The 21,406-nt window shown below is 72.1% G+C and carries 20 protein-coding genes; 11 read left to right on the forward strand and 9 right to left on the reverse strand.

The window, feature by feature from the left end; all coding sequences use genetic code 11:
• The first annotated feature begins 208 nt into the window (after positions 1-208).
• Together MRB58_RS00085 and MRB58_RS00090 are read left to right on the forward strand one after the other, a co-directional pair.
• Positions 209-1,210, forward strand: coding sequence for a LysR family transcriptional regulator (locus tag MRB58_RS00085; RefSeq protein ID WP_244779538.1), 1,002 nt, complete (start codon positions 209-211; stop codon positions 1,208-1,210).
• A 255-nt stretch (positions 1,211-1,465) separates the two neighbouring features.
• A complete protein-coding gene (locus MRB58_RS00090; protein ID WP_244779540.1) occupies positions 1,466-4,051 on the forward strand; it encodes a glycosyltransferase in 2,586 nt (861 codons plus the stop codon).
• Here the strand turns inward: MRB58_RS00090 and MRB58_RS00095 are convergent.
• A complete protein-coding gene (locus tag MRB58_RS00095) occupies positions 3,933-4,916 on the reverse strand; it encodes a hypothetical protein (protein WP_244779542.1) in 984 nt (327 codons plus the stop codon). The genes MRB58_RS00090 and MRB58_RS00095 overlap by 119 nt on opposite strands.
• Before the next feature lie 114 nt (positions 4,917-5,030).
• Between MRB58_RS00095 and rpiA the strand changes: the two genes are divergently transcribed.
• The 5 genes from rpiA to MRB58_RS00120 are packed head-to-tail and all read left to right on the forward strand — an operon-like array spanning position 5,031 to position 10,115.
• Positions 5,031-5,717, forward strand: coding sequence for a ribose-5-phosphate isomerase RpiA (gene rpiA, locus MRB58_RS00100; RefSeq protein ID WP_244779544.1), 687 nt, complete (start codon positions 5,031-5,033; stop codon positions 5,715-5,717).
• An 11-nt stretch (positions 5,718-5,728) separates the two neighbouring features.
• Positions 5,729-7,531: a TRAP transporter large permease subunit gene (locus tag MRB58_RS00105; RefSeq protein ID WP_244779545.1), complete on the forward strand. Its 1,803-nt coding sequence runs from the start codon at positions 5,729-5,731 to the stop codon at positions 7,529-7,531.
• Between the two features lie 18 nt (positions 7,532-7,549).
• A complete protein-coding gene (locus MRB58_RS00110; RefSeq protein WP_244779546.1) occupies positions 7,550-8,524 on the forward strand; it encodes a TRAP transporter substrate-binding protein in 975 nt (324 codons plus the stop codon).
• A gap of 47 nt (positions 8,525-8,571) precedes the next feature.
• Positions 8,572-9,642: a dipeptidase gene (locus MRB58_RS00115; RefSeq protein WP_244779548.1), complete on the forward strand. Its 1,071-nt coding sequence runs from the start codon at positions 8,572-8,574 to the stop codon at positions 9,640-9,642.
• Between the two features lie 26 nt (positions 9,643-9,668).
• Entirely contained in the window at positions 9,669-10,115 is a 447-nt protein-coding gene (locus MRB58_RS00120; RefSeq protein WP_244779550.1) for a host attachment family protein, read from the forward strand.
• Positions 10,116-10,302: 187 nt separating this feature from the next.
• Here the strand turns inward: MRB58_RS00120 and MRB58_RS00125 are convergent, their stop codons facing one another.
• The 8 genes from MRB58_RS00125 to gspD all read right to left on the reverse strand — a co-directional run bounded on the left by MRB58_RS00125 (position 10,303) and on the right by gspD (position 17,249).
• The gene (locus tag MRB58_RS00125; RefSeq protein WP_244779552.1) at positions 10,303-11,181 is read right to left on the reverse strand and encodes a type II secretion system protein GspK; all 879 of its coding nucleotides are present in this window, start codon (positions 11,179-11,181) and stop codon (positions 10,303-10,305) included.
• Positions 11,178-11,819 (reverse strand): hypothetical protein, encoded by a 642-nt coding sequence (locus tag MRB58_RS00130; protein ID WP_244779554.1) that lies wholly within the window; start codon positions 11,817-11,819, stop codon positions 11,178-11,180. The genes MRB58_RS00125 and MRB58_RS00130 overlap by 4 nt, the downstream gene beginning before the upstream one ends.
• 185 nt (positions 11,820-12,004) lie before the next feature.
• Positions 12,005-12,406 carry a prepilin-type N-terminal cleavage/methylation domain-containing protein gene (locus tag MRB58_RS00135; protein ID WP_244779556.1) on the reverse strand — a complete coding sequence of 134 codons (402 nt, stop codon included), beginning with the start codon at positions 12,404-12,406 and terminating at the stop codon, positions 12,005-12,007.
• Positions 12,403-12,780 (reverse strand): hypothetical protein, encoded by a 378-nt coding sequence (locus MRB58_RS00140; RefSeq protein ID WP_244779557.1) that lies wholly within the window; start codon positions 12,778-12,780, stop codon positions 12,403-12,405. The genes MRB58_RS00135 and MRB58_RS00140 overlap by 4 nt, the downstream gene beginning before the upstream one ends.
• 22 nt (positions 12,781-12,802) lie before the next feature.
• A complete protein-coding gene (gene gspG, locus MRB58_RS00145; RefSeq protein WP_371747217.1) occupies positions 12,803-13,264 on the reverse strand; it encodes a type II secretion system major pseudopilin GspG in 462 nt (153 codons plus the stop codon).
• A 3-nt stretch (positions 13,265-13,267) separates the two neighbouring features.
• A complete protein-coding gene (locus tag MRB58_RS00150) occupies positions 13,268-14,473 on the reverse strand; it encodes a type II secretion system F family protein (RefSeq protein WP_244779559.1) in 1,206 nt (401 codons plus the stop codon).
• A gap of 62 nt (positions 14,474-14,535) precedes the next feature.
• Positions 14,536-15,111 (reverse strand): prepilin peptidase, encoded by a 576-nt coding sequence (locus tag MRB58_RS00155; RefSeq protein WP_244779560.1) that lies wholly within the window; start codon positions 15,109-15,111, stop codon positions 14,536-14,538.
• The gene (gene gspD, locus MRB58_RS00160) at positions 15,111-17,249 is read right to left on the reverse strand and encodes a type II secretion system secretin GspD (protein WP_244779562.1); all 2,139 of its coding nucleotides are present in this window, start codon (positions 17,247-17,249) and stop codon (positions 15,111-15,113) included. Before gspD ends, MRB58_RS00155 begins: the two co-directional genes overlap by 1 nt.
• 377 nt (positions 17,250-17,626) lie before the next feature.
• Here gspD and MRB58_RS00165 point away from each other — a divergent pair, with 377 nt between their 5' ends.
• The 4 genes from MRB58_RS00165 to MRB58_RS00180 are packed head-to-tail and all read left to right on the forward strand — an operon-like array spanning position 17,627 to position 21,406.
• The gene (locus tag MRB58_RS00165; protein ID WP_244779565.1) at positions 17,627-19,246 is read left to right on the forward strand and encodes a GspE/PulE family protein; all 1,620 of its coding nucleotides are present in this window, start codon (positions 17,627-17,629) and stop codon (positions 19,244-19,246) included.
• 53 nt (positions 19,247-19,299) lie between these two features.
• On the forward strand, positions 19,300-20,292 hold the full coding sequence (locus tag MRB58_RS00170) for a PilN domain-containing protein (protein WP_244779566.1): 993 nt from the start codon (positions 19,300-19,302) through the stop codon (positions 20,290-20,292).
• Positions 20,289-20,864: a type II secretion system protein GspM gene (gene gspM / locus MRB58_RS00175; protein WP_244779568.1), complete on the forward strand. Its 576-nt coding sequence runs from the start codon at positions 20,289-20,291 to the stop codon at positions 20,862-20,864. Before MRB58_RS00170 ends, gspM begins: the two co-directional genes overlap by 4 nt.
• The gene (locus MRB58_RS00180; protein ID WP_244779570.1) at positions 20,861-21,406 is read left to right on the forward strand and encodes a hypothetical protein; all 546 of its coding nucleotides are present in this window, start codon (positions 20,861-20,863) and stop codon (positions 21,404-21,406) included. The genes gspM and MRB58_RS00180 overlap by 4 nt, the downstream gene beginning before the upstream one ends.

Raw genomic sequence — 21,406 nt, forward strand, 5'->3', positions numbered from 1 at the left:
CGCTTGGCCCTGAAGCTCTGCCTTTGCGGGCGTCACGGTGATGATCTGCCTGACATGACCACCCGATCCTGGACCTTCGCCGCACCGTGCCACGTGGCGAACGCAACGCGTGCCCGCCGCACGACCAGGACCTGTGAGCGAGGAGAACATCAACCTTTATCGGGGCGGCCTGGCCGGCGCCGCCGACCTGGTACGCGAGGGTCCGTCAATGGAAATCAAGCAGCTACGCTATTTCAAGCGTGTCGCAGACGCCGGCAGTGTGTCGCGCGCTGCGGCCGCGCTGTCGGTGGCGCAGCCCGCCGTCAGCCGACAGATCGCCAACCTGGAGGAAGCCCTCGGCACGCCGCTCTTCTTCCGCAACGGGCGCGGCGTGAAACTGACGGAGGCGGGCAAGCAGCTCTACGCCCACACCAACGACATCCTCGACGCGGTGCGCCACGCCGAGCAGAACGTGCGCGACACGGTGGGCGTCGCCAAGGGCACCCTCCTCATCGGCTCCACGCCGACGGTGGTGCGCTATATCGCCCCGCCGCTGCTGCGCCGCATCGCCCGCAGCCACCCCGAGCTCGACCTCGAGTTCACGGAGGGCTTCTCCGGCTACGTCAACGAGTGGTTGTCCAACGGCCTGCTCGACGTCGCCATCCTGCACGACGCCACCCGCACGCAGCATTTCCTCACCGAGCCGCTGCTGCGCGAGGAGTTGGTCTTCGTCGCCGACGCGTCGGGTGACTGCGATACCGGCCCGGTGGCGCTGAGCGAGATGGCGGCTCACCGCCTCGTGCTGCCCCGCCGCAGCCACGGCCTGCGCCTGCTGGTGGAGCGCACCGCGGCGCAGTCCCGCGTCACCTTCGATGTCGCCGCCGAAGTCGATTCGGTCGAGGCCATCAAGTCGATGGTGCGCGAGGACCGGCTGGCGACGATCCTGCCCCGCGGCGCGGTCTCGCCCGGCGAGGGGTTCACCGTGCGGCCGATCTGCGAGCCGGCGATGTCGCGCACGCTGATCCTGGCGACTTCCTCCCAGCGCCCCGTTTCGCAGACGACGCGCGCGGTGATTCAGGAGCTGAAGGCCGTGGTCCGGGTGCTGGCCGACGACGAGCTGTGGCCCGGCTCCGAGCGCTACACCGACCGGGCGCCCTCGTTCACCCCTAAGGGAGCTGTGGCGGCCGGGGTCGACCGCCCGATCGCGGATCCGCCACAGCGTCTCGTCTGACGGACCCCTGCAAACCGCACAAGGGTTGATCGGCCTGTTGCGGCACCGTAAGCCTCCGCCAACTTGTCGGAGTCATACGGTGCGCATCGCTCGTACGCCTAACGCCATGCCGGCGTGTCATGGTCCTCAACTCGTCGTGTCGCACTTGTCCGGATGCTTGGCCGGAGGCGCGCCGCCTCGCCCCGTCGCCGGGCCGGGCGCGCCCCGTCCCGCCGCCCGCACGGTCGCCGGGCCCGCCGTGCCGGGGTGGGTGCGTTGAAGCTGCCGTTCCTGCTGCGCTGGTCGACCGTCAAGGGGTTCGCCCGCCACCCGCAGTCCATGCTGTGGCACATCCAGTGGACCATGAACGCCAAGCGCTTCATGCGCGAGCGGCGCGATATCATCAAACACTTCGATAATCAGTTTTATCTCGAGACCTATCCCGAGCTGCGCAACATGGTCTTCGGCCCGGCGCGGCATTACATCCTGCGCGGCTGGAAAGAGGGGCGCGACCCCTCCGAGCTGTTCTCGACCGCCGACTACCTCAACATGTACGGCGACGTCGCGGTCGCCAAGATCAACCCGTTTCGCCACTGGCTGAAGAACGGGCGGGACGAGGGCCGCGTCGCCACCGTCTCGCGCGCGCGCCGCAGCGCCCTGTCGCAGCCGCGCGACCCGCTGGTGGTCCCCCCCGTCCCGGCCGCCGGCGACTGGGACCGCCTGCCGGCTCGCCTGATCGACCCGCCGACCGCGCACGGCGTCAACGTCGTCATCCCGGTCTACAAGAGCCTGAAGCACGTCGCGGCGACCATCCGGTCCGTCCTCGAAGCGCAGAACGAGACGCCGTGCGAGTGCCTCGTCATCGACGACTGCTCGCCCGAACCGGAGGTGAGCGCGTTCCTGAAGATGCTGGCGGACAAGGGCCTCATCCGCCTCCTCGTGAACGAGGCGAACCTCGGCTTCGTCGGCACCGTCAACCGCGGCATGGCCCACAACGAGCACCGCGACGTGGTGCTGTTGAATGCCGACACCTTCGTCCACCACGGTTGGCTGGACCGGCTGATGCGCCCGCTCCGCGACGACCCGCACGTCGCCACCGTGACGCCGCTGTCCAACAACGCCACCATCGCCAGCTACCCGCTCACCGTGGTCGACAATTTCTACGAGCTGGAGGTCGATTCGGCGACGCTCGACCGCCTCGCCTTCGAGGCGAACGGCCACACCATCGTCGACGTGCCGACCGGGGTCGGCTTCTGCATGGCGATCCGCCGCACCGCGCTCGACCGGCTCGGCCTGTTCGACGCGGAGACGTTCGGTCTCGGCTACGGCGAGGAGTGCGACTTCTGCATGCGCGCCATCAAGGACGGGTGGCGCAACGTCTTCGCGACCGGGATCTACGTGCGGCACTTCGGGTCCGCCTCGTTCGGGCCGAGCCAGGCGTCCCGCTCGTCCAAAGCGCAGGAGCTTCTGGCGCAGAAGCATCCGGACTATGCCGGCCGCGTCGCCCGGCACGTCTCGGCCGATCCGCTCCTCCCCTCGCGCATCCTGTTCGACATCGCGCGGCTGCGGGAGTTTCTGGGGCCGATCTCGATCGTCTTCTTCACCCACACGCGCGGCGGCGGCATCGAGACCTATCTGCGCAACACGCTGATGGCGCTGATCGCGGCGGGGATGAAGGACGTCGCCGACCGGGCGGTGGTGGTGCAGACCCAGGTTCAGGGCTTCGTGAAGATCTCCGCCTTCAACGAGCGGCCGCTGCCTTACCTTCCCAATCTCGAAGAGCTGAACATCGAGCGGCACAACAGCCTGCTCGACCGCATCCTCGAGGTGCTCGACCCTCAGCTGATCCACATGAACACGTTCGCGGGGCTGTCGGCCGAATCGATCGGCCAGCTGATGGCCGCGCTGAAGCGCTGTGAAAAACCCTATTGGCACGTCTGGCACGACCATCAGCCGGTCTGCCCGCGCCTCACCTTCCTCGACGCCGAAGACCGCTATTGCGGCGAGACCGACGCCTCGCGCTGCGTCTCCTGTCTCGCCTCGACATCGACATCCTTCGAGTGGGTGCGGATCGAGGACTGGCGCGCCAGCTTCCGCGACTATCTCGCCGGGGCGGAGGTGGTCAGTGCGCCGTCCGAGGCGGCGGCCCTGCGCGCCCGCCGCCTGGCCGACGTCTCGAAGGTCAAGGTCCACCCCCACCCCGAGCCGGACCTCGACGACGTGCGCCCCCTCGCCCGGCCCAACCGCGGCGACGGGCTGCTGCGCATCTGCGTCCTCGGCGCGATCGGCCCGCACAAGGGCGCCTACCTGCTGCACGCGATGATCCGCGACATCGAGCATCGCAAGCTGCCGATCCACATCGACGTCGTCGGCTACACCGCCCTGAAAGAGATCCAGACCGGCCCCAACGTCACCGTGCACGGGCGCTATGCCGGCGAGGCGGACGCCATCCGCCGCATCCGCGAGTTGCAGCCGGACGTGGCGCTGATCTCCTCGATCTGGCCGGAGACCTACGTCTTCACCCTGTCGGTGCCGATGGCGCTGCACCTGCCGACCGCCGCGCTCGACCTCGGCGCGCAGGGTGAGCGCGTGGCGCAATATTCGCGCGGCATCGTCCTCGACGCGCACCTGCGCGAGGATCCCCTCGCCCTCAACGACGCGCTGCTGGCGATCGATCTCGACGCGGTCTGGTCACCCGAGGTGCCGCACCGCCACGCCAATCAGAGCCCCGTGGCGGACTGGTTCAGGGCGCGGGCTCCGGAGCTCTTGCCTCCGCCTCAGCCTCCTCGAGGTCGAACAGCGGCGGCTCCCGGTCCAGAAAGCGACGAACGATCAGCGCATCCGATTCGCGCGATTCTTTGAACGTCGCCTCCCGTTCCTCCGCGGTCAGCAGCATGGCGAGCGGTCCGGTGGAGCGGTGCTTGCCCATCACCTGGGCCCGCTCGGCCTTCTTCTCCGCGTCCGTCATGTCGGACCGGTTGATCTCCAGCAGAAGCTGCACCCCTTCGGCCGACGGAGACGGGTTGACCCGGGCGACCGGGATCGTCTTGTCGACGTCGGCGCCGATGGTGTCGCAGAAGGCGGCGAAGACGTTGTCCTTCACGTCCTGGTAGCGCAGCACGTGAACCTTCTGGGCGTGCGTCAGGTAGGCCCAGCGGTTGATGACGCGGAAGTAGTTGAGGCCCGAGCCGGTCTTGAACAGCGCCCGCTCGGCCCAGTCGCGGAAGTCGCGCGTCTCGCCGGACTTCACCGCCTGCAGGTAGGACGACATCGCCCACTCGTCCTGCCGGCGGATGAAGGCGACGACCTCGAACCGCGCCGGGGCGAACGCCGCCGCGACGGCCCGGTACATCGACACCGGGAACGAGCCCCACCAATATTCGCTCGACAGGACGATGGTGTGGGCGTTTTCCGCCGCCGCGTCCGCCGCGATCCGGCGTGCGGTCTCGTTGAAGTAGCCGACGCGATCCTCGGGAATGTCGCCGGTGTGCATCCGCCAGGCGCCGGGGTGAATGGCCGCGGAAAGGAGATGGTGCGCGCCGGACGGCACTCCGTCCGGCCCGAAATGGACGCCGAGCCTGGAGTAGTGGACGCCGGCCGCCGCCAGCTCCTCGCGTCGCTTGAACAGCGCCGTCTGCAGCGCCGAGCTGCCGGTCTTCGTCGATCCGATGTGGATCACCACCCGCTTGATCGGCGCAGGTTCGCTCGAGGGCGTTTCGTTGTCCAAGCGGACGCTCCATACTAGATCACACGCCGGGAAAACGACTTACCCGTCCCGGATGCACTGGCCCGGTGAATAGGGCCAACATCGCGGTGGGATCAACTCCGGTCAGGGGACGCAATGAGCGATGCGAAGCGGCGCGTAGCCGAGGCGGCGGCCGAACTGGTGGAGCCGGGGATGCGGCTGGGCATCGGTACCGGCTCGACCGCGGCCTTTTTCATCGAGGCGCTGGGCCGCCGCGTGACGGGTGGACTGGAGATCCCGCCCGCCGCGGCGACCTCGCGCGCCACCGAGGACGCCGCCCGCAAGGCAGGCATCCCGCTTGTGGACATGATGGGCCCGAACGCCCCCCGCGAACTGGACCTCGCGGTCGACGGTGCGGACGAGGTGGACCCCGAGCTGCGCCTCATCAAGGGCGGCGGCGCCTCACTCCTGCGCGAGAAGATCGTCGAGGCGCTGGCAGCGCGGCTGGTGGTCATCGTCGACGCCTCGAAGGTGGTGGATCGGCTCGGCGCGTTCCCGCTGCCGGTGGAGATCGTGCCGTTCGGCTGGGCCTCCACCGCGCACCTCATCCGCGACCGGCTCGGCGTGGAGCCGAAGCTGCGGCAGGTCCGCGGCGAGACGCTGAAGACCGACAACGGCAACTTCATCGTCGACTGCGCGTTCGGCTCGATCGCCGACCCGGAAGCCGCGGCACACACGCTCAGCCAGATTCCGGGCGTGGTGGAGCACGGGCTCTTTCTCGGCATGGCGAGCGAGGCGCTGGTATCCGACGGCCACGACGTGAGGCGGCTGGCGCCGGCCTGACCGGTGTGACCATGGCCCTCCCCGAGCGGTGCCCCGCCTGGGTGCGCCGCATCCTCGCCATACCGCGTCTGCTCGAACGGGCCGCGAACCTCGCGGCGGCGCTGCTCCTGTGTGCCCTCGTCGCGGCGCTGGCGCTGAACGTCGCGGCCCGCGCGTTCGACCTTTCGATCGTCGGCGCGGCGCTGGTGGCGGGGTGGGCCTTCAGCGCCCTCGCCTTCGCGACGCTGCCGGCCCTCCTCGCCCACGACGAAGCCGGGCCGCGGGCGATCGTCGCCGCCGCCATCGCCGGGTTCGCCACCGCGACGCTCGCCGCCGGTCTCGTAGACGCCGCGAGCCGCGTCGGCGGGGTGGAGCCGGTGCTGGCGATCCCGCGGGCGTGGCGCTACGCCGCGGCGGCGGGATTTTCGGGGCTGGCGCTGGTCGCGGCGCTGCGGCGTCCGTGGTCGGCCCTGGGGCTGGCGCTGGGGGTCGCGGTCAGCACACTGCCGCTGGCACCGCAGCCGCCGCTGATCGGCGCGGCGGTGTTCGCGGCCGCACTGGCCTGCCGCACGCCGGTCGCGCTGGCGCTGGTGGCGGGCGTTGCGGTCTCGCCCGGACATCTCTCGGAGGCGGCGCTGGCGCAGAACCTCATGCGCGGCCTCTCGCCCTACGTCCTCCTCGCGATCCCGCTCTTCATCCTCGCGGCGGGGCTGATGCTGGCGGGCGGCATCGGTGAGCGGCTGGTCGCGGCGTCGGCCTGGTTCGCCGGCCGCCGGCGCAGCGCGCTGGGCGAGGCGAACGTGTTCGCCAGCACCTTCTTCGGCGGCGTCTCCGGCTCGTCAATTGCCGACGCGGCACTGGGCGCGCGCCTGCTGGTGCCGGCGATGATCGCGGCCGGCTACCCCGCCGCGCGCGCGGCGGCGATCACCGCCGCGTCGGCAGTCCTGCCCAACGTGTTGCCCCCGTCGATCGCGCTGCTGCTGGCGGCGGCCGCGACCGATCAGTCCGTCGGCGCGCTTTGGGTCGCGGGCCTGGGCGCGGGTCTCGTCCTCGCCGCGATGCTGTGGGCGTCGGTGCGCTTCACGCCCGTCGGCCCGCCCGCCCCCGCCGCGACGAAACCGCCGACGGCGCCTGCGACGACGCCTGAACGCTCCGCGACGGATCGCCGCGGCCCGCCCCGGACCACGCCCGGCGCATCGCCCGCTCCGCTCGCGGAGCCGCCCGGCGCCAAGGTGCTGTGGGGGTTGCTGCCGCCCGTCCTCATCGCCGTGGCGGTGCTCGGCGGGTTGCGCCTCGGCGTCGTCACCTCGGTGGAGGCGGGGCTCCTGGCGGTGGGCATGGCGCTGCTCTTCGCGATCCCGGCCGGCATGCGCCCGATCCTCGCCGCCGTGTGGGATTGCGCGCTCCAGTCCGGCCGCGTCGCCCTCCTGATCGGCGCGGCAACCCCGGTCGGCTTCGTCTTCGCCACCAGCGGGATCGACGCGGCGGCCCTGCTTCCGGACGGCCCCGCTGTAGTGCAGCTCCTCGCCGCCTCGCTCATTGCCCTCCTCGTCGGCACCGTGCTCGACGTCGGCGCGGCGATCCTCCTGCTTCTCCCGGTCCTCGTCCCGGCGATCGGCGGCGACACCATCCACACCACCCTCGTCGTCACCGTGGCGCTGCTGCTAGGGGGCCTGACGCCCCCGGTCGGCATACTTGTGTTGGTGGTTAAAGATGCGACACAGATTGGGGGCGTCTACAGAGCGGTGTTGCCCTATCTGTTGGCGCTGATCGCCGGGCTGATCGCGCTGATCGCGATGCCCGCGCTCACCTCCGGCCTCGCCGGACTGGTCTGACGCTAAAGGAGCCGTCCCATGTTCCGCATCATTGCCGCCGCGATGGTCGCGGCCTCTCTCGCAGCGCCGCTGCCGGCGCTGGCGCAGGACAGCCTGACCGTCACCTCGCAATACGGACCCGAGAAGCCGCAGAGCAAGTTCTGGGAGCGCTTCGCCGCCCTTGTCGAGGCGGCACGCCCCGGCATCTACAAGTTCAACATCGTCACCAACGGCGCGCTGGGCGGCGAGAAGGAGGAAGCCGAGGGCGTGCGCCTCGGCTCCATCACCGGCGCGCTGTCGACCGTCGCCAACCTCACCACCTGGGTGCCGGACGGTGCGGTGCTCGACCTCCCCTTCGTGTTCGATGGGCGCGAGCACATCATGGCCGCCATGAAGGGCCCGCTCGGCAAGCAGCTGCGCGCCGCCTACCGCGCCGAGGGGTTCGAGACGCCGGCTTTCATCATCTTCGGCGCCCGCCACCTCCTGTCCGACCGCCCGCTGACCAAGCCGGAGGACGTGAAGGGCCTCACCATGCGCGTGCTGGAGAGCGACCTCCACATCGCCCTGTGGCGCTACCTCGGAGCCGAGCCGACGGCGCTGCCGATCACCGAGACCTACACCGCGCTCGGCACCGGCGTCGTCGAGGCGATGGACCTCACCAAGTCCGGATACGAGGCGCTGAAGCTCTTCGAGGTGGCACCGGTCCTGTCGGAGACGGCGCACATCTGGGCGATCGGCGTCGTCTACTTCGACCGCAACTTCTGGGAGAGTCTGCCGGAGAAGGATCAGGCGCTGTTCGAGGAGGCGGCGCAGAAGGCGGCCGCCTACTTCAACACCCTCGCCGAAGAGGAGCAGGACGAGGCGATGCGCCGCGCCATCGGCCAGCGCGCCGAGATGGTGGAGGTCGACCAGGGGCCCTGGCGCGAGGCCGTGGGCCCGTTCGTGCAAGATTATGTCGGCACGCTCTCCGGGTCGGCGGCGGAGGCACTCCGGGCGATCGAGGCGGCCCGTTGACGCTGCCCGGCTTCGGTCCGACACTGGAGCCGGAGCGCAGGGAGCCTATGAATCAACGCATCTTCGATGGGCACAACGACGTGCTTCTGCGTCTCTGGCGCCGCGATCGCACCGGTGAACGGTTCTTCGGCAGCAACGCCGAGGGGCACGTCGACCTCGTGCGCGCGCGCCAGGGAGGCCTCGCCGGCGGGATCTTCGCCACCTTCGTGATGGACGAGCCCGGGACGGGTCGCACCGCGACGCAAGGCAGCGTCGACGCGCCCCCCGTCGGCCTCGCCCAGGAGCGCGCCTTGCAGGTGACGCTGGCGCAGCTCGCCATCGCCTTCCGCATCGAGCGTCGCTCCAAAGGCGAAGTCCGGATCTGCCGCACCTCCGCCGAAGTGCAGGCCGCGGTCGACGCCGGAACCTTCGCGATGATGCTGCACATGGAAGGCGCGGAGGCCATCGGCCCCGACCTCGACGAACTCGAGACGCTCTATGCCGCGGGCGTGCGCTCGCTCGGCCTGGTGTGGAGCCGGCCGACCGTGTTCGGCTACGGCGTCCCCTTCCGCTTCCCCTCCTCGCCCGACATCGGCGAGGGGCTGACGGAACGCGGCGTCGCCCTCGTCACGGCCTGCAACGAGCTGGGCGTGATGGTCGATTGCAGCCACCTCAACGAGAAGGGCTTCTGGGACGTGGTGCGCGTCAGCCGGGCGCCGGTGGTCGCGACCCACTCCAACGCGCACGTCCTCTCCCCCTGCTCGCGCAACCTGACCGACGCGCAGATGGACGCCATTCGCGACAGCGAGGGCGTCGCCGGGCTCAACTTCGCCACCTCGTTCCTGCGCGACGATGGCCGGCGCGACCCCAACACCTCGCTCGACACCATGCGCCGGCACCTCGACCATATGCTCGAGAAACTCGGGCCCCGCGGTGTCGCCCTCGGGTCGGACTTCGACGGGGCGTTCCTGCCCTCCGGTATCGGCGACGCGACGGGGCTGCCGCGGCTGGTCGCGGCGATGCGGGCCGGCGGCTACTCGAACGACCTGATCGACGCCATCTGCTACCGCAATTGGCTCGACGTTATGATTAGGACACAATCGCTCGGCCGTGGAACGGCGCCTGCTCCCGCACATTGAGTCCCGACCAGTATCGGGAGGCTAATATGCGTACGATCCCAGCCGACGCCTGGGTCATGGTCGGAGACGGCGAGAAGGCCCTCTTCCTGAAGAACGGCAACGATGGCGGGTTCCCCCACCTCACCGTCGTGCGCGAGGTGGAGCACGAGAACCCGCCCAACCGCGAGCAGGGCAGCGACAGCCCCGGCCGCCGGCACGACAACGGTCCCGGTCACAAGAGCGCCGTCGAAGAGACGGACTGGCACCGCCTGGAAAAGGAGCGGTTCGCCAAGGAGATCGCCGAGCGTCTCTACAAGGCCGCCCACCGCGGCGAGTACGACAAGCTCATCATCGCCGCCCCGCCGACGGTCCTGGGAGAGTTGCGCAAGTCGCTCCACAAGGAGGTGGAGGAGCGCATCGTCTTCGATGTGGCCAAGGAGCTGACCAACCGGCCGATCGACGAGATCGAGAAGGCGCTCACCAAGGAGCACTGACGCGCCGCACCCATCGCCATTCGCCGCGCCGCGACCGCCCCCCGGTCGCGGCGCGTTTCGTTGGAGCCGGCGCCACGCTCCGCCGCAGCGGCGGCGATCTCGACGCGGCGCTACCGTCCCGGTCCCTCCGGCCCTCGGGTTCGGGCGGCGCGGGAGTGGGCGGCGGGAGTGGGCGTTATCGGGCGGCTCACCGCGCGGCGCGCCAGTCGAGAACGTGGTAGAGCGCGCCGCGCCGGGCTCCGCGGGTGATCACGGCCTCCACAGTCGTCGGCCCGAGGGCGCGGTGGCGGGCGGTGACACGAAGCCGGTAGGCCCGCGCCTCGAGGCCGAGGTGGCCGGCTGCCGCCGGGGCGATGGCACGGATCCGGGCGACGATGTCCCCCTCACCCGCCCGCAATGCGACGATGGCGTCGACCGTCGCGGCCGTCACCCCCGGCAGCGATGCGAGGACGGCACGCGGCGCGGCCCGCGGGTCGATCGTGCCGGACGGGTTGAAGACGGTGAGATAGGGTGCCATCGCGGCGACGTCTTCGGACGTGACTCCCGCCACCGACACCAGTGCCGCGACGCTCTGGAACGGGCCGTGCCGGGTGTCTCCTGCGGCGCCGTCCACATCGTCGGCCGGCTCGGCCCCGGACGGGTCGGCCGGCGTCGCGCGCCAGGCGGTGACGGCGGCGGCGAACGCCTCGGCGCGGCCGGGGCGGGCCAGAGCGCGCCACAACCCGGCGAGCATCGCGGCCGACGCGGCGTTGAGGTCGATGCGCGCCGTTTCCGGAACGACGCCGAGAACGACCGTGCCGTCGTCGAAGGTGACGGACTGTCCGTCGACATCCGCGGCCCGGTGCCCCAGGCCGTAGAGCTGATAGGCCGCCAACGCGACGCCGCCGTCCACCAACGCGTCCGCGGCGAGGCGGTCGGCCGCCAGTCGCGCCGACCCGGCCGCCCCGCGCGCCGCCAGCGACGCCGTGCCGACCACGCCCGCCATCAACGCCAGCACCACCAGCACCGCGACCAGCACGAAGCCGCCCTCTCCCGGTCCGGATCGCCGGCGTGGCGCGCCGCTCATCGCCCCGGCTCCCCGATGGGATCGGCCGCGCGCGGGCGCTCGGTGCAGAAGGCGTCGGCGTCGTCCGGCGCGGCGGCGCAACCGGGGTCGGCATCGATCGGCAGAGCGATACGGTCGACGATCCCGTCGCCGACGTCGACCAGCACCGCGTCCGGCATGCGCGGGCCGCTCGGCCAACCGCCGCTCGTCGCTTCGGCGGCGTCCGGCTCGGTCCGGCCGGCGAAGCGGAAGCCGACCGGGCCCCGCGCGACCACCTCCGCCGGGGGCAGCTCGAGGTCAGCCGCGGCGGTCGCGGTCGACGGCAGCGGCGCACTCGTTCGCACCAGCCGCGCCGCCTCCCCGTCGCCGAGAGCCTGAAGAACGACGACCGTCGCCCTCCCGTCCGCGCCACGAGCGGCGAAAAGGATCTGCGACCCGCTCCCTGAGAACACGAAGGCCGGCGTGTCGCCCGCCCAGCGGGCCCGGATCGTCGCGGTGAGATCGCGGCGGATGGCGTCGACGAGGCGGGTGGTCGCCTCCACGGTCTCGGCTCGGGCGGCGGCGCGGTCCCCGGCGCGCGCCATCAGCGAGAGGACGGTGCTGACCCCCGCGAGGACGAGCGCGCTGAGAACGAGCGCGCACAGCGCCTCCAGCATCATGAACCCGCCCCGCCGCCCCCCATTCCGGCGCGGCGGTGACGTGCCCGCCCGACTCCGATCCGCCAGGCCCCCGGCCGGGACGCCGCCCGCCGGCGAGCCTCCACCGTCCCCCCACACCGCGGGCGCGGCTCCGGCACGGCTCCCGAGGGGCGGGCGGCCCGGCGGCGCGCTTCGGGGCGCGGGCGTCATGGTGCGGTCGTCACGAGGCGCACCGTCTCGACCTCCAGCGGAGCGGCGGGGCCGGCGGTGACGGTGAGGCGCAGGCGCACCGGGGACCACACCGCCGCCGCATCCGCCTCGCCGACCCGGGCCGGGGCGAAGGGGAGCCGCTCGAAGCGCATCGTCCAGCGATGCTCGCCGACGGTGCCGGAGCGCGGAGCGAGCGACGCGCCCGGCTCCAGCGGCGTCGCGAGCAGCGACCGGGCGACACGCTCCGCACTCGCCAGGCCGGCCGCGCGCGACACCGTCGCCGTCGCCGCCACCACCCCCTGCTGGATCGCCACGGAGACCGCCGCCAGAACCGCCAGCGCCACCAGCACCTCCAGCAACGTGAACCCGTCCTCGCCGCGCCGGCGCCCCCGCTTCACGGCGCGATCTCGACCGCGCCGGTGTAGGGGCGCACCGTGACGAGGACCGACGCGCCGCCGGCAGACAGGCGCAACGCCGCCGCGCTCGCCCGCCCGTCGGCCGCGAAGACGATGCGGCCGGGCACTTCGCCGTTCATGCGCAGGGTCAGACGAGGCGGCAGCGTGAGGACACCCCCACCGCCGCGCAGCGCATGGGCCGCCGCGTCGAGCCGCGCCTCGGACGGTGCGCCGGACCGCAGCGCCGCGTCGCGCTCGCCGCGCAGGAAGGTGGCGACACGCTGTGCCTCCCCCTCCAGCATCGCCCGCCCCCGCCCAGGCAGCGCCCACGGCATGACGAGGCTCGCCACCAGCGCGATCGTCAAAAGCGCCAGCATCGCCTCGATCAGGGCGAACCCGTCATTGCGGCGCGATGTCGTCGTTCCCTCCCGTCCGCCCGTCCGGCCCCATCGAGGTGATGGTGAAGCGTCGGCCGCCTTCGGGCGCGTAGTCGTAAGGATGGCCCCAGGGATCGAGCGGGACGCTACCCTGCTGCAGATACGGCCCGTTCCACGCCGCCACGCCGCCGGGCCGCGCCACCAGCGCCTCCAGCCCCTGCGTCGCGCTCGGATAGGCGCCGACGTCGATGAAGTAGAGGTCGAGGGCGGCACCGAGCGACTGGATCTGCAGCGCCGCCGCCCGCTCGCGCGAGGACGTGAGGTAGCCCAGCACCCGCGGCGCGACGAGCCCCATCACCAGGCCGAGGATGACGAGCACCACCAGGAGTTCGACGAGGGTGAACCCGCCGCGTCGGTCGCGCCTTGCGGTGCGCCGGAGGCGGGAGGCGCGCGCGGCGCGCGAGAGGTGTGCCATGGTCATCATGCCTTATACGAGCAGATCGTTGATCCCGATGAGCGCAGACATCACCGAGATGATGACCCACGCGATCAAGAGGCTGACCAGGATCATCAGCGCCGGGCCGAGGATGCCGGTCAGCCGCGTCAGCGCCGCCTCCAGCTTCAGCTCGTAGAAGGCGGCGACGCGGCCGGCGGCCGGTCCCAGCTCGCCCGCCTCCTCGCCGATCCGCAGCATCTGCGTCACGTGGCTGGGCATCAGCGCCTCCTGCGCCAGCGCGTCGGACAGGCGCCGCCCCTGGCGCACCTCGGCGGTCACCGCATCCACCCGCCGCCCCGCCCCCGGACGGGCCAGCACGCCGCGGATCAGCCGCAGTGCGGTGGAGATGTCCACACCGTTGTCGGTCAGGATGGCGAGCGTGCGGCAGAAGGCCATGGTCTCGGCGTGCGACACGATGGTGCGCGTCACCGGCAGCCGCGCCGCCAGCGCGAGCCACAGCGCGCGCGCCTCGCCGAGCCGCTTCACCGCGAGCCCCGCGACGAGGACGACCGCCGAGGCGATCGCGACGAGGTCCACATGGGCGCGGAAGGCCGCCGAGAGGTCGAAGACGAGGAGGGCGGCGGGGTCCATCTGGTCGCGGAAGCCGGCGATGGCGCCCTCGAACTGCGGGATCACATAGAGGAGGACGAAGCCCAGAACTCCCAGCGCCGCGACCACGAGGAAGAGCGGGTAGGCCACCGCCGCGACCACCTTGCGCCGCATCGCCTCGGCCCGCGCTCGTTCGGCGGCGAGGCCCGACAGCGCCTCCTCCAGCCGCCCGGCGGCCTCGGCGACCTCCACGGTCTTGGCGTAGACCGGGGGGAACTCGCGGGGGTGACGGGCCAATGCCTCGGAGAAGCTGCGGCCGGCGGAGATATCGGCCGACAGCGTCGCGGTCAGGCGGCGCAGCCACGCCCGCGTCTCGAGGTCGGCGAGGATCTTCAGCGCCTCGTTGAGTTGCACGCCGCCCTTCAGCAACATCGCGAGATCGGCGGTGAAGGCGGTGACGTGCTCGGGCCGCGGGTCCGGCGTCATCCGCTCGCGCCAGGGGCGGGTGCCGGCGACCTTGCGCGCGTCGAGCGGCGTGAGGCCGGAGCGGGCCAGCGCATCGTACGCATCGGCGACCGAGGCGGCCTCGATCGCCCCGGCGGCGAGATTGCCGGACGCATCGATCGCGCGGTACTCGAAGCGCTCCATCGCTCTCCCCCATCCCCGCCGTCAGTGATTGCCCGGATGGGCCGGCAACGCCAGCCCGGCCCTCACAGCGGCACCGCCGAGGGCCCCGCCATCCACCATACGGCGAAGACGGCCGGCGCCAGCAGAGCCCCGAACGGCAGCTTGGTGGAGCGGTCCACCCGCCGCCCGGCGAGCGCCATCCCCCCCGCGATCACGAGTCCGAGAAGGCTCGCCGCCAGCAGCGCCGCCGCAAAACCCGCCGCGCCGACGAGGAGCCCCGCGGCACCGGCCAGCTTCACGTCGCCGAAGCCCAGCACGTCGACCCCGCGGCGGCGATAGAACACCTCGCGGACCGCCCACAATGCGCCGGCCGACAGCGCCAGGTCGAGCGCCAGCACCGGGAGGAGCGTGGCCGTGCCCTGCCCCGTCGCCAGCCCCGCCGCCCAGCGCAGCACCACCGCGAGCCCGGCGAGCGCGGCGACCGCACCGTCGGGGATGGTGAAGGTGCGCGCGTCGACCACCGCGACGAGCGCACACAGCGCTGCGACGGCGAGGCCGAGCGCCGGGGCCAGGACGCCGAACGCCGGCATTGTGAGGATCACGGCCGTGCAAAAGGCCGCCGCGACGGCTGCGACGGCCGGCACCAGGGCGCCCGGCATCAGCGCTTGGTGACGCCTTGCGGCGCGTCGCGGCCGGAGAGGATCGGCATGCGCATGCGCAGTTCCTCGGCGACCGACTGCGCGTCGACGCCGTCGCGGATCACCACCGGGCGGATCAGCACCACCAGCTCGGTCCGCTCCTGGCCCTTGGCGGTCTCGGAGAAGAGCTTGCCCACGCCGGGCACGTCCTTCAGCACGGGAATCCCCTGGTCGCGGTCGCGCCGGCGGGCGGAGATCATGCCCGCGAGCAGCACCGTCTGCCCGCTCTGGACCGAGATCGCGCTGTTGACGCGGCGGCGCGAGAACGTCGGGGTCAGGCTGTCGGCGTCGCTCGCGACGGCGGAGATCTCCTGGCTCACCTTCATCGTCACCGCGTCGTTCTCGCCGATCCGCGGCGTCACCTCCAGGATGATGCCGGTGTCGCGGAATTCCACCTGATTGACGATCGGCGCGTCGACGTTCTCCACGCTCTGCGCCTGGCGCACGGTGACGGGGACCGAATCGCCCACCTGGAGCGACGCGGTCTCGTTCTCGACCACCACCAGCGAGGGCGAGGAGAGGATTTCGACGTCGGTGATCTCGTCGAGCGCGGAAATGATGACGTCGGGGTCGGAGTTGGAGCCGACGACGAAGTTGAACCCGGGGATCTGCTTTTGCAGCGTGTTGGCGACCTCGGTGAAGAGCGAGGCGGAGCCGACGTTGCGGTCGAGCCCGACGCTCTTCGACTTGACGAAATATTGCACGCCGAATTCGAGCTGGTCCGTCAGCCGCACCTCGGCGATGGTGACGTTGATCGCCACCTGCACCGGCGTCGCGTCGAGCGCCTTGAGGGTGGCGAGGATCTTCTCGTAGGTCGCCCCGTCGGCGAAGACGACGACCGCGTTGTTGGCGACGTCCGCGCTCACCTTGATGGGGCTCTCGCTGTTGCCGGAGGACAGGTCGATGTCGCCGGCGGGATCGCCGCTGAGAACCGAGGCGGCCTCGGAGAAGCGGTCGCGCAGGGTCGTGCTCTCGGCCGCGAAGGCGCTCTCGACGTTGCTCGCCGCGGCGCGCCGGGGCTGGCGGGAGGTGGACGTGTCGGCATTGAAGAGTTCGCCGACGACGTTCGCCAGCTCCGCCGCGTTGCGGTACCGCGCGCGGTAGACGAAGACGTTCTCGGCCGACTTGGCGTTCTGGATGTCGAGCCGGCGGACCCAGGCGGAGGCGCGTCGCATCAGGTCGCGGCTCTTGGACAGGGCCATGACGGCTTTCACCCGCGGCAGCGCCTTGAACTCGATCGCCCCGGCGGCGACGTTCTCCTCCTGGCTGGCGAAGATCGTGTTCAGCTCGGAGACGACGTCTTCCGGCTTGGCCCGCCGCAGCTCGAAGATCGAGACGGACTGGTTCTTCATCCAGTCCGCATCGAAGGAGACGATCGCGTCGACCACCTCGGCGCGCTTGCCGCTGGGGCCGCGCACCACCAACGCGTTCTCCGCCACGCTGAGCGAGAGGTTGTCGGTCGGCACCACGAAGCCTTGCAGGATGGTCGAGATGGTGTCGACCGAGACGTATCGCAGCGGCACCACGGAGATGCCCCAACCCGGTCCGCCGCGCCCGCGGTCGACCCGTCCCGGCGTGGCCCCGCCCTGCTCGATCCGGTAGCCGGAGCCCGTCTCGACCAGCGCATAGCCCTCCCCGTCGAGGAGGTTTTCCAGGATCGCCAGCAGCTCGTCCCGCCGCACCGCGCGCTCGGACGAGATGGTGACGCGGCCGGAGAGGGTCAGGTTGGTGGTATAGTTCTCCTGCAGCGCGTCGGCGAGGATGGCGCGCACCACCTGGGACAGCTCCGCATCGTCGAAGTTCAGCCGGTAGGACGCGCTGCCGTCGAGTGCGGCGGCGCGGCCGCCGGAGGTACGGCCGCCGCTCGGATCGGTCCCGGCCGTCTCGGTATAGGACTGGGTGACGCCGACGCTGCCGTCGAGCGGGACGAGCCCTTGCGCGGTGGCCGGGGCGACCTTCTTGGGATGGCGCGCGCGCAGGTCGCCGAAGATCGGCTCATTCTGGAACGGACCGTTGATGGAGGCCGGTCCGCGGTCGCTGCAGCTGGCGAACAGCGCGACGCAAACAAGCGCAGCCAGGAGGCATGCGACCCGTCTCATCCCCGCCGCGCTCGCGCAGAACCCACACACCCCTCCTCCGCCATCGCCGTGGCATGGCGCACGCGGACACGCACCCGAAACTCCGGCTGCCGCCAAAACTGCCGTACTGGTCAACGGATTACGGCGAAGTTATACACGCTTCATGGATGAACCGTGAATGGGGCGCCCGGAGTGACCGCTCCACTTCAACCCGGCTCGGTGTATATTCGCAACAAGTTCCGTCCCGCCGCGGAGGTCCGAATGCCCGATCGGTGCGCCCTCTCCGAGAAAATCGTGCCTGAACGACTGAGGTTCTCGCGCATTAACCATCCATTCACTTGCCGCGCCGAATTGTTCTTCATCGTGGCGCGGGCCGCCCCCGCCGGACCTGCCCCCCTATGACGGGGCGCGTCGGCCAACGCCATGCCGAAGCCGAGGACGCCCTCGCCGCCCACGGCGACCTCGAGACCGCGTGGCGCTCCGGCGCCGCCACGGCGGACGCCCTCGCCGGCCTCGCCGCCGACCGCGCCGGCCTGCCGCGCTACGACCTCGCCGCGCTGGAGGCGATGACGCCGCTGATCGCCAGCCTCTCGCGCCGCTACCTGCGCGAGGCACACATGCTGCCGCTCGTCGACCACCAGAACGCCGGCGTCCTGGTGGTCGCCGATCCCGAGCGGCGCGAGGCGATCGCCGCGGTGCGCCTCGCCTGCGGCCGCGCGATGGCGACGGCCGTCGCCTCGTTCGAGGACATCGAGTTGCTGTTGGGCCGCGCCGAGGGGGCGGCCGCACCAGCGCCGCCCGAGCCCGAGGCGGCGGTGACGCTGGAAGACTCGATCGACACCCTGCAGGACCTCGCCCGCGGCGCGCCGATCGTGCGCCTGATCGACCAGCTCATGGAGCGGGCCGTCGACCTCGGCGCCACCGACATCCACCTGGAGACCGAGCGCGACCAGCTGAGGGTGCGGCTCCGCGTCGACGGGCAGCTGAGGGCCGAGCCGCCGCTGGCCCGGCATCTGGCACCGGCGGTGCTGTCGCGCATCAAGATCCTCGCCGGACTCGACATCGCCGAGCGCCGACTGCCGCAGGACGGGCGCGCCAACATCCGCGTCGGGCAGACCGAGGCGGACCTGCGCGTGGCCATCATGCCGACGATGCACGGCGAGACGGCGGTAATGCGCATCCTGCTCAAGGACAACCGCCTCTTGGACCTCGCCCGCATCGGCATGGGCGAGACCGACCGCGCCGCCGTCGCCGCCCTCCTCGCCGAGCCACACGGGCTGCTCGTGGTCACCGGCCCCACCGGCAGCGGCAAGACGACGACGCTCGCCACGGCCATCGCGATGCTGAACGACCCGGCGCGCAAGATCGTCACCGTGGAGGATCCGGTCGAGTACCAGCTCGCCGGTGTGCATCAGACCCAGGTGCGCCCCGCCATCGGCATCACCTTCGCCCACGCCCTGCGCGCCTTCCTGCGCCATGATCCGGACATCATCATGGTCGGCGAAATGCGCGACCGGGAGACGGCGGGGATCGGCATCCAGGCGGCGCTGACGGGTCACCTGGTGCTGACCACGCTGCACACCAACTCCGCCGCCGACGCGGTCGTGCGCCTTGTCGACTTGGGCGTGGAGCCGTACCTCATCGCCTCCACCTTGCGCGGCGTGCTGGGCCAGCGCCTGGTGCGGCGGCTGTGCCCGCGGTGCGCGGCGCCGGGCGAGCCGCTGGCGCCGATCGCCGCGCGCCTGGGGGTGCCCGATGCGGTGCCGGACGCGGCGGTGGCCCTGGTCGCCGTCGGTTGCGGCGCCTGCGGGCAGACGGGCTATCGCGGTCGCATCGCCATCTTCGAGGTGCTCAAGGTCGACCCCGTGGTACGCCGGCTGATCCGCGAGGCGCCGGAGCCGGAGCGCATCGCCGCGGCAGCCGTGGCGGCCGGCATGACGTCGATGCTGGCGGACGGCCTGCGCAAGGTCGCCGAGGGGATCACCACCGTCGAGGAGGTCGTGCGCACGGCGGGGTGAACGCCGGCCGTCGATCACGCTAGACTGGTGCAACGAACGAGGACATGGCGGCTATGGCGACCCTTTTCGGCCGACTGGTGGACGCGTTTGCCGACGTCGTCGCGCCGCTGTTCGGGCGTGGGCGCGGGGTGCGCATCGTCGCCGTGGAGGGGGCGGAGGGCCTCGCCGTCTACCGCGTCGCCCGCGGCCGGGCGACGGCGCTGGCGCACGACGCCCCCCTCGCCGCGCACGGCGGCCCCGTGGAGATGCGCCTCGCCGCCGAGCGGGTCCTGACCCGCACCGTGCGCCTCCCGGCCGAGGGGCGCGACTACTTCGAGGCGATCCTGCGCCACCGGCTCGACCGGCTGACCCCCTGGGAGCCGGCGAGCGTGGTGTTCGGCTTCGCGCCGGCGGCGGCCGTCGACGGCGACGGGCAGGTCCCTGTCGCCTTCGCCGCCACCTCCGCCGCCATCGCCGCCGACGCCGAAGCCAAGCTCGCCGCCCGCGGGCTGCGGCCGACCGCCCTCGGCATCGCCGGCGACGGGCCCGAGGCTCCCCTCGGCATCGACCTCTACCGCGGCGAGCGCGCGCCGCGGCGGACCGCCTTCCGTCGCCGGGTGGGGCTCGCGGCCGCCCTGACGCTGGCGCTGACCGGGATGGCTGCCGGCGGCACCGCGTGGTTGCGCCACCAGGAGGAGGCCGCGCTCGCCGCCGTCGATGCGGATCTGGCGCGATTGCGCCGCGCCCTGGTCGCGCGGGCGGCCGATGCGGGCGCCAGCCGCAGCGAGCGGCTCCTCGCCGAGGCCGTACCGGAGCGCTCCGCCGCCGTCCTCCTCGACGGCCTGGCCGACGCGCTGGACGACGGCACCTACCTCACCGCGCTCGAGATCACCCCCCGCACGGTGCGCCTCGCCGGCGTCTCGACCGACGCGCCCGGCCTCATCCCGGCGCTGGAGGGAAGCGCCCTCTTGGATGGCGTTCGCTTCGGCGCGCCGGTGGTCCGAACCGAGGACGGCGCCGACAGCTTCGACATCGAGGCCAGCCGCACCAAGGCGGCGACGCCGTGAGCACCCGCCCCTCGCCCGGCCCGGCGGCGGCGCCGTCCCGCGTGATGCGCCTCGCCGCGGTGCTTCTGTTCGTGGGCGGGCCGCTGGCGCTGGCCTCGCTCGCCGCCGTCGACGCGGTGCGCATTGCCGAGCTGCGCGACCGCGTCGACCGGCGGCTCATCGAGATGGCGCCGCTGCGGGCCCGCATCACCCGCCTCGCCCCCACCCCGGCCGATACCGAGGCCCTCTACCTCCCCGGCGCCTCCCGCGCGCTCGCCGCGGCGTGGCTGCAACGCCATCTCGGCACGATCCTCTCCGAGCATGCCGCCCGCATCACCACCTTCCAGATCGAGGGGGCGGACGGCGCGGGGTCCGGCGAGGGGGATGCCGGGGATATCCTCCTGCGCGTGGCGTTCGAAGCCGGCAACGCCGCCCTCCTCGACAGCCTCCTCGCCATCGAGACGACCTTGCCGCTGCTGACCGTCGAACGCCTCTCCGTCCGCCGGAGCGCCGTGGCGCCACCAGAAGGCGAGGCCCCGCGGCTCGACGTCGACATGGTCGTGCGCGGGTTCCGCCGCGAGGGCACCGCGTGAGGCGCCTCGCCGGGCCCGCCCTTCTCGCGCTCGCGCTTGCGCTCGCCGAGGCCGGCCCGGCGCTGGGCGAGCCGGCACCGGCCCACCCCCTCGCGGGGCTGACCCGAGAGAACGTCGCCGCCGCGCGCGAGCGCCCGCTCTTCGCCCCCACGCGCCGCCCGCCCGCCGCCAAGCCGCGCCGCGTGACGCTGCCCGCGAGCCCCGTGCTGACACAGCCCGAGCTGCAACTGATCGGCGTCGTGGAGATGGGCGGGCGCTCGATCGCCATCGTCAGCGCCCTCGACACCGAAGAGACGCTGACGCTGCACACCGGCGCCCACGTCGGCCCGTGGAGCGTGGAGGCGATCACGCCCGGCGGCGTCACCCTGCGCGAGGGCGACAGGCGGGTGGTGCTGGAGCTCTTCGAGCCCGACCGCGAACGCTCGGAAGACGAGGACCCGCCGGCCGAGGCGACGCCCTACCCGCGCCACGCCCTGTCGGACGTCTCCAGCGACATGTTGATGAAGATCCTGCGCGGGGAGGCGAGGATCGAGAACCCGTGA

This window comes from Acuticoccus sp. I52.16.1, assembly GCF_022865125.1.
GTDB lineage: Bacteria > Pseudomonadota > Alphaproteobacteria > Rhizobiales > Amorphaceae > Acuticoccus.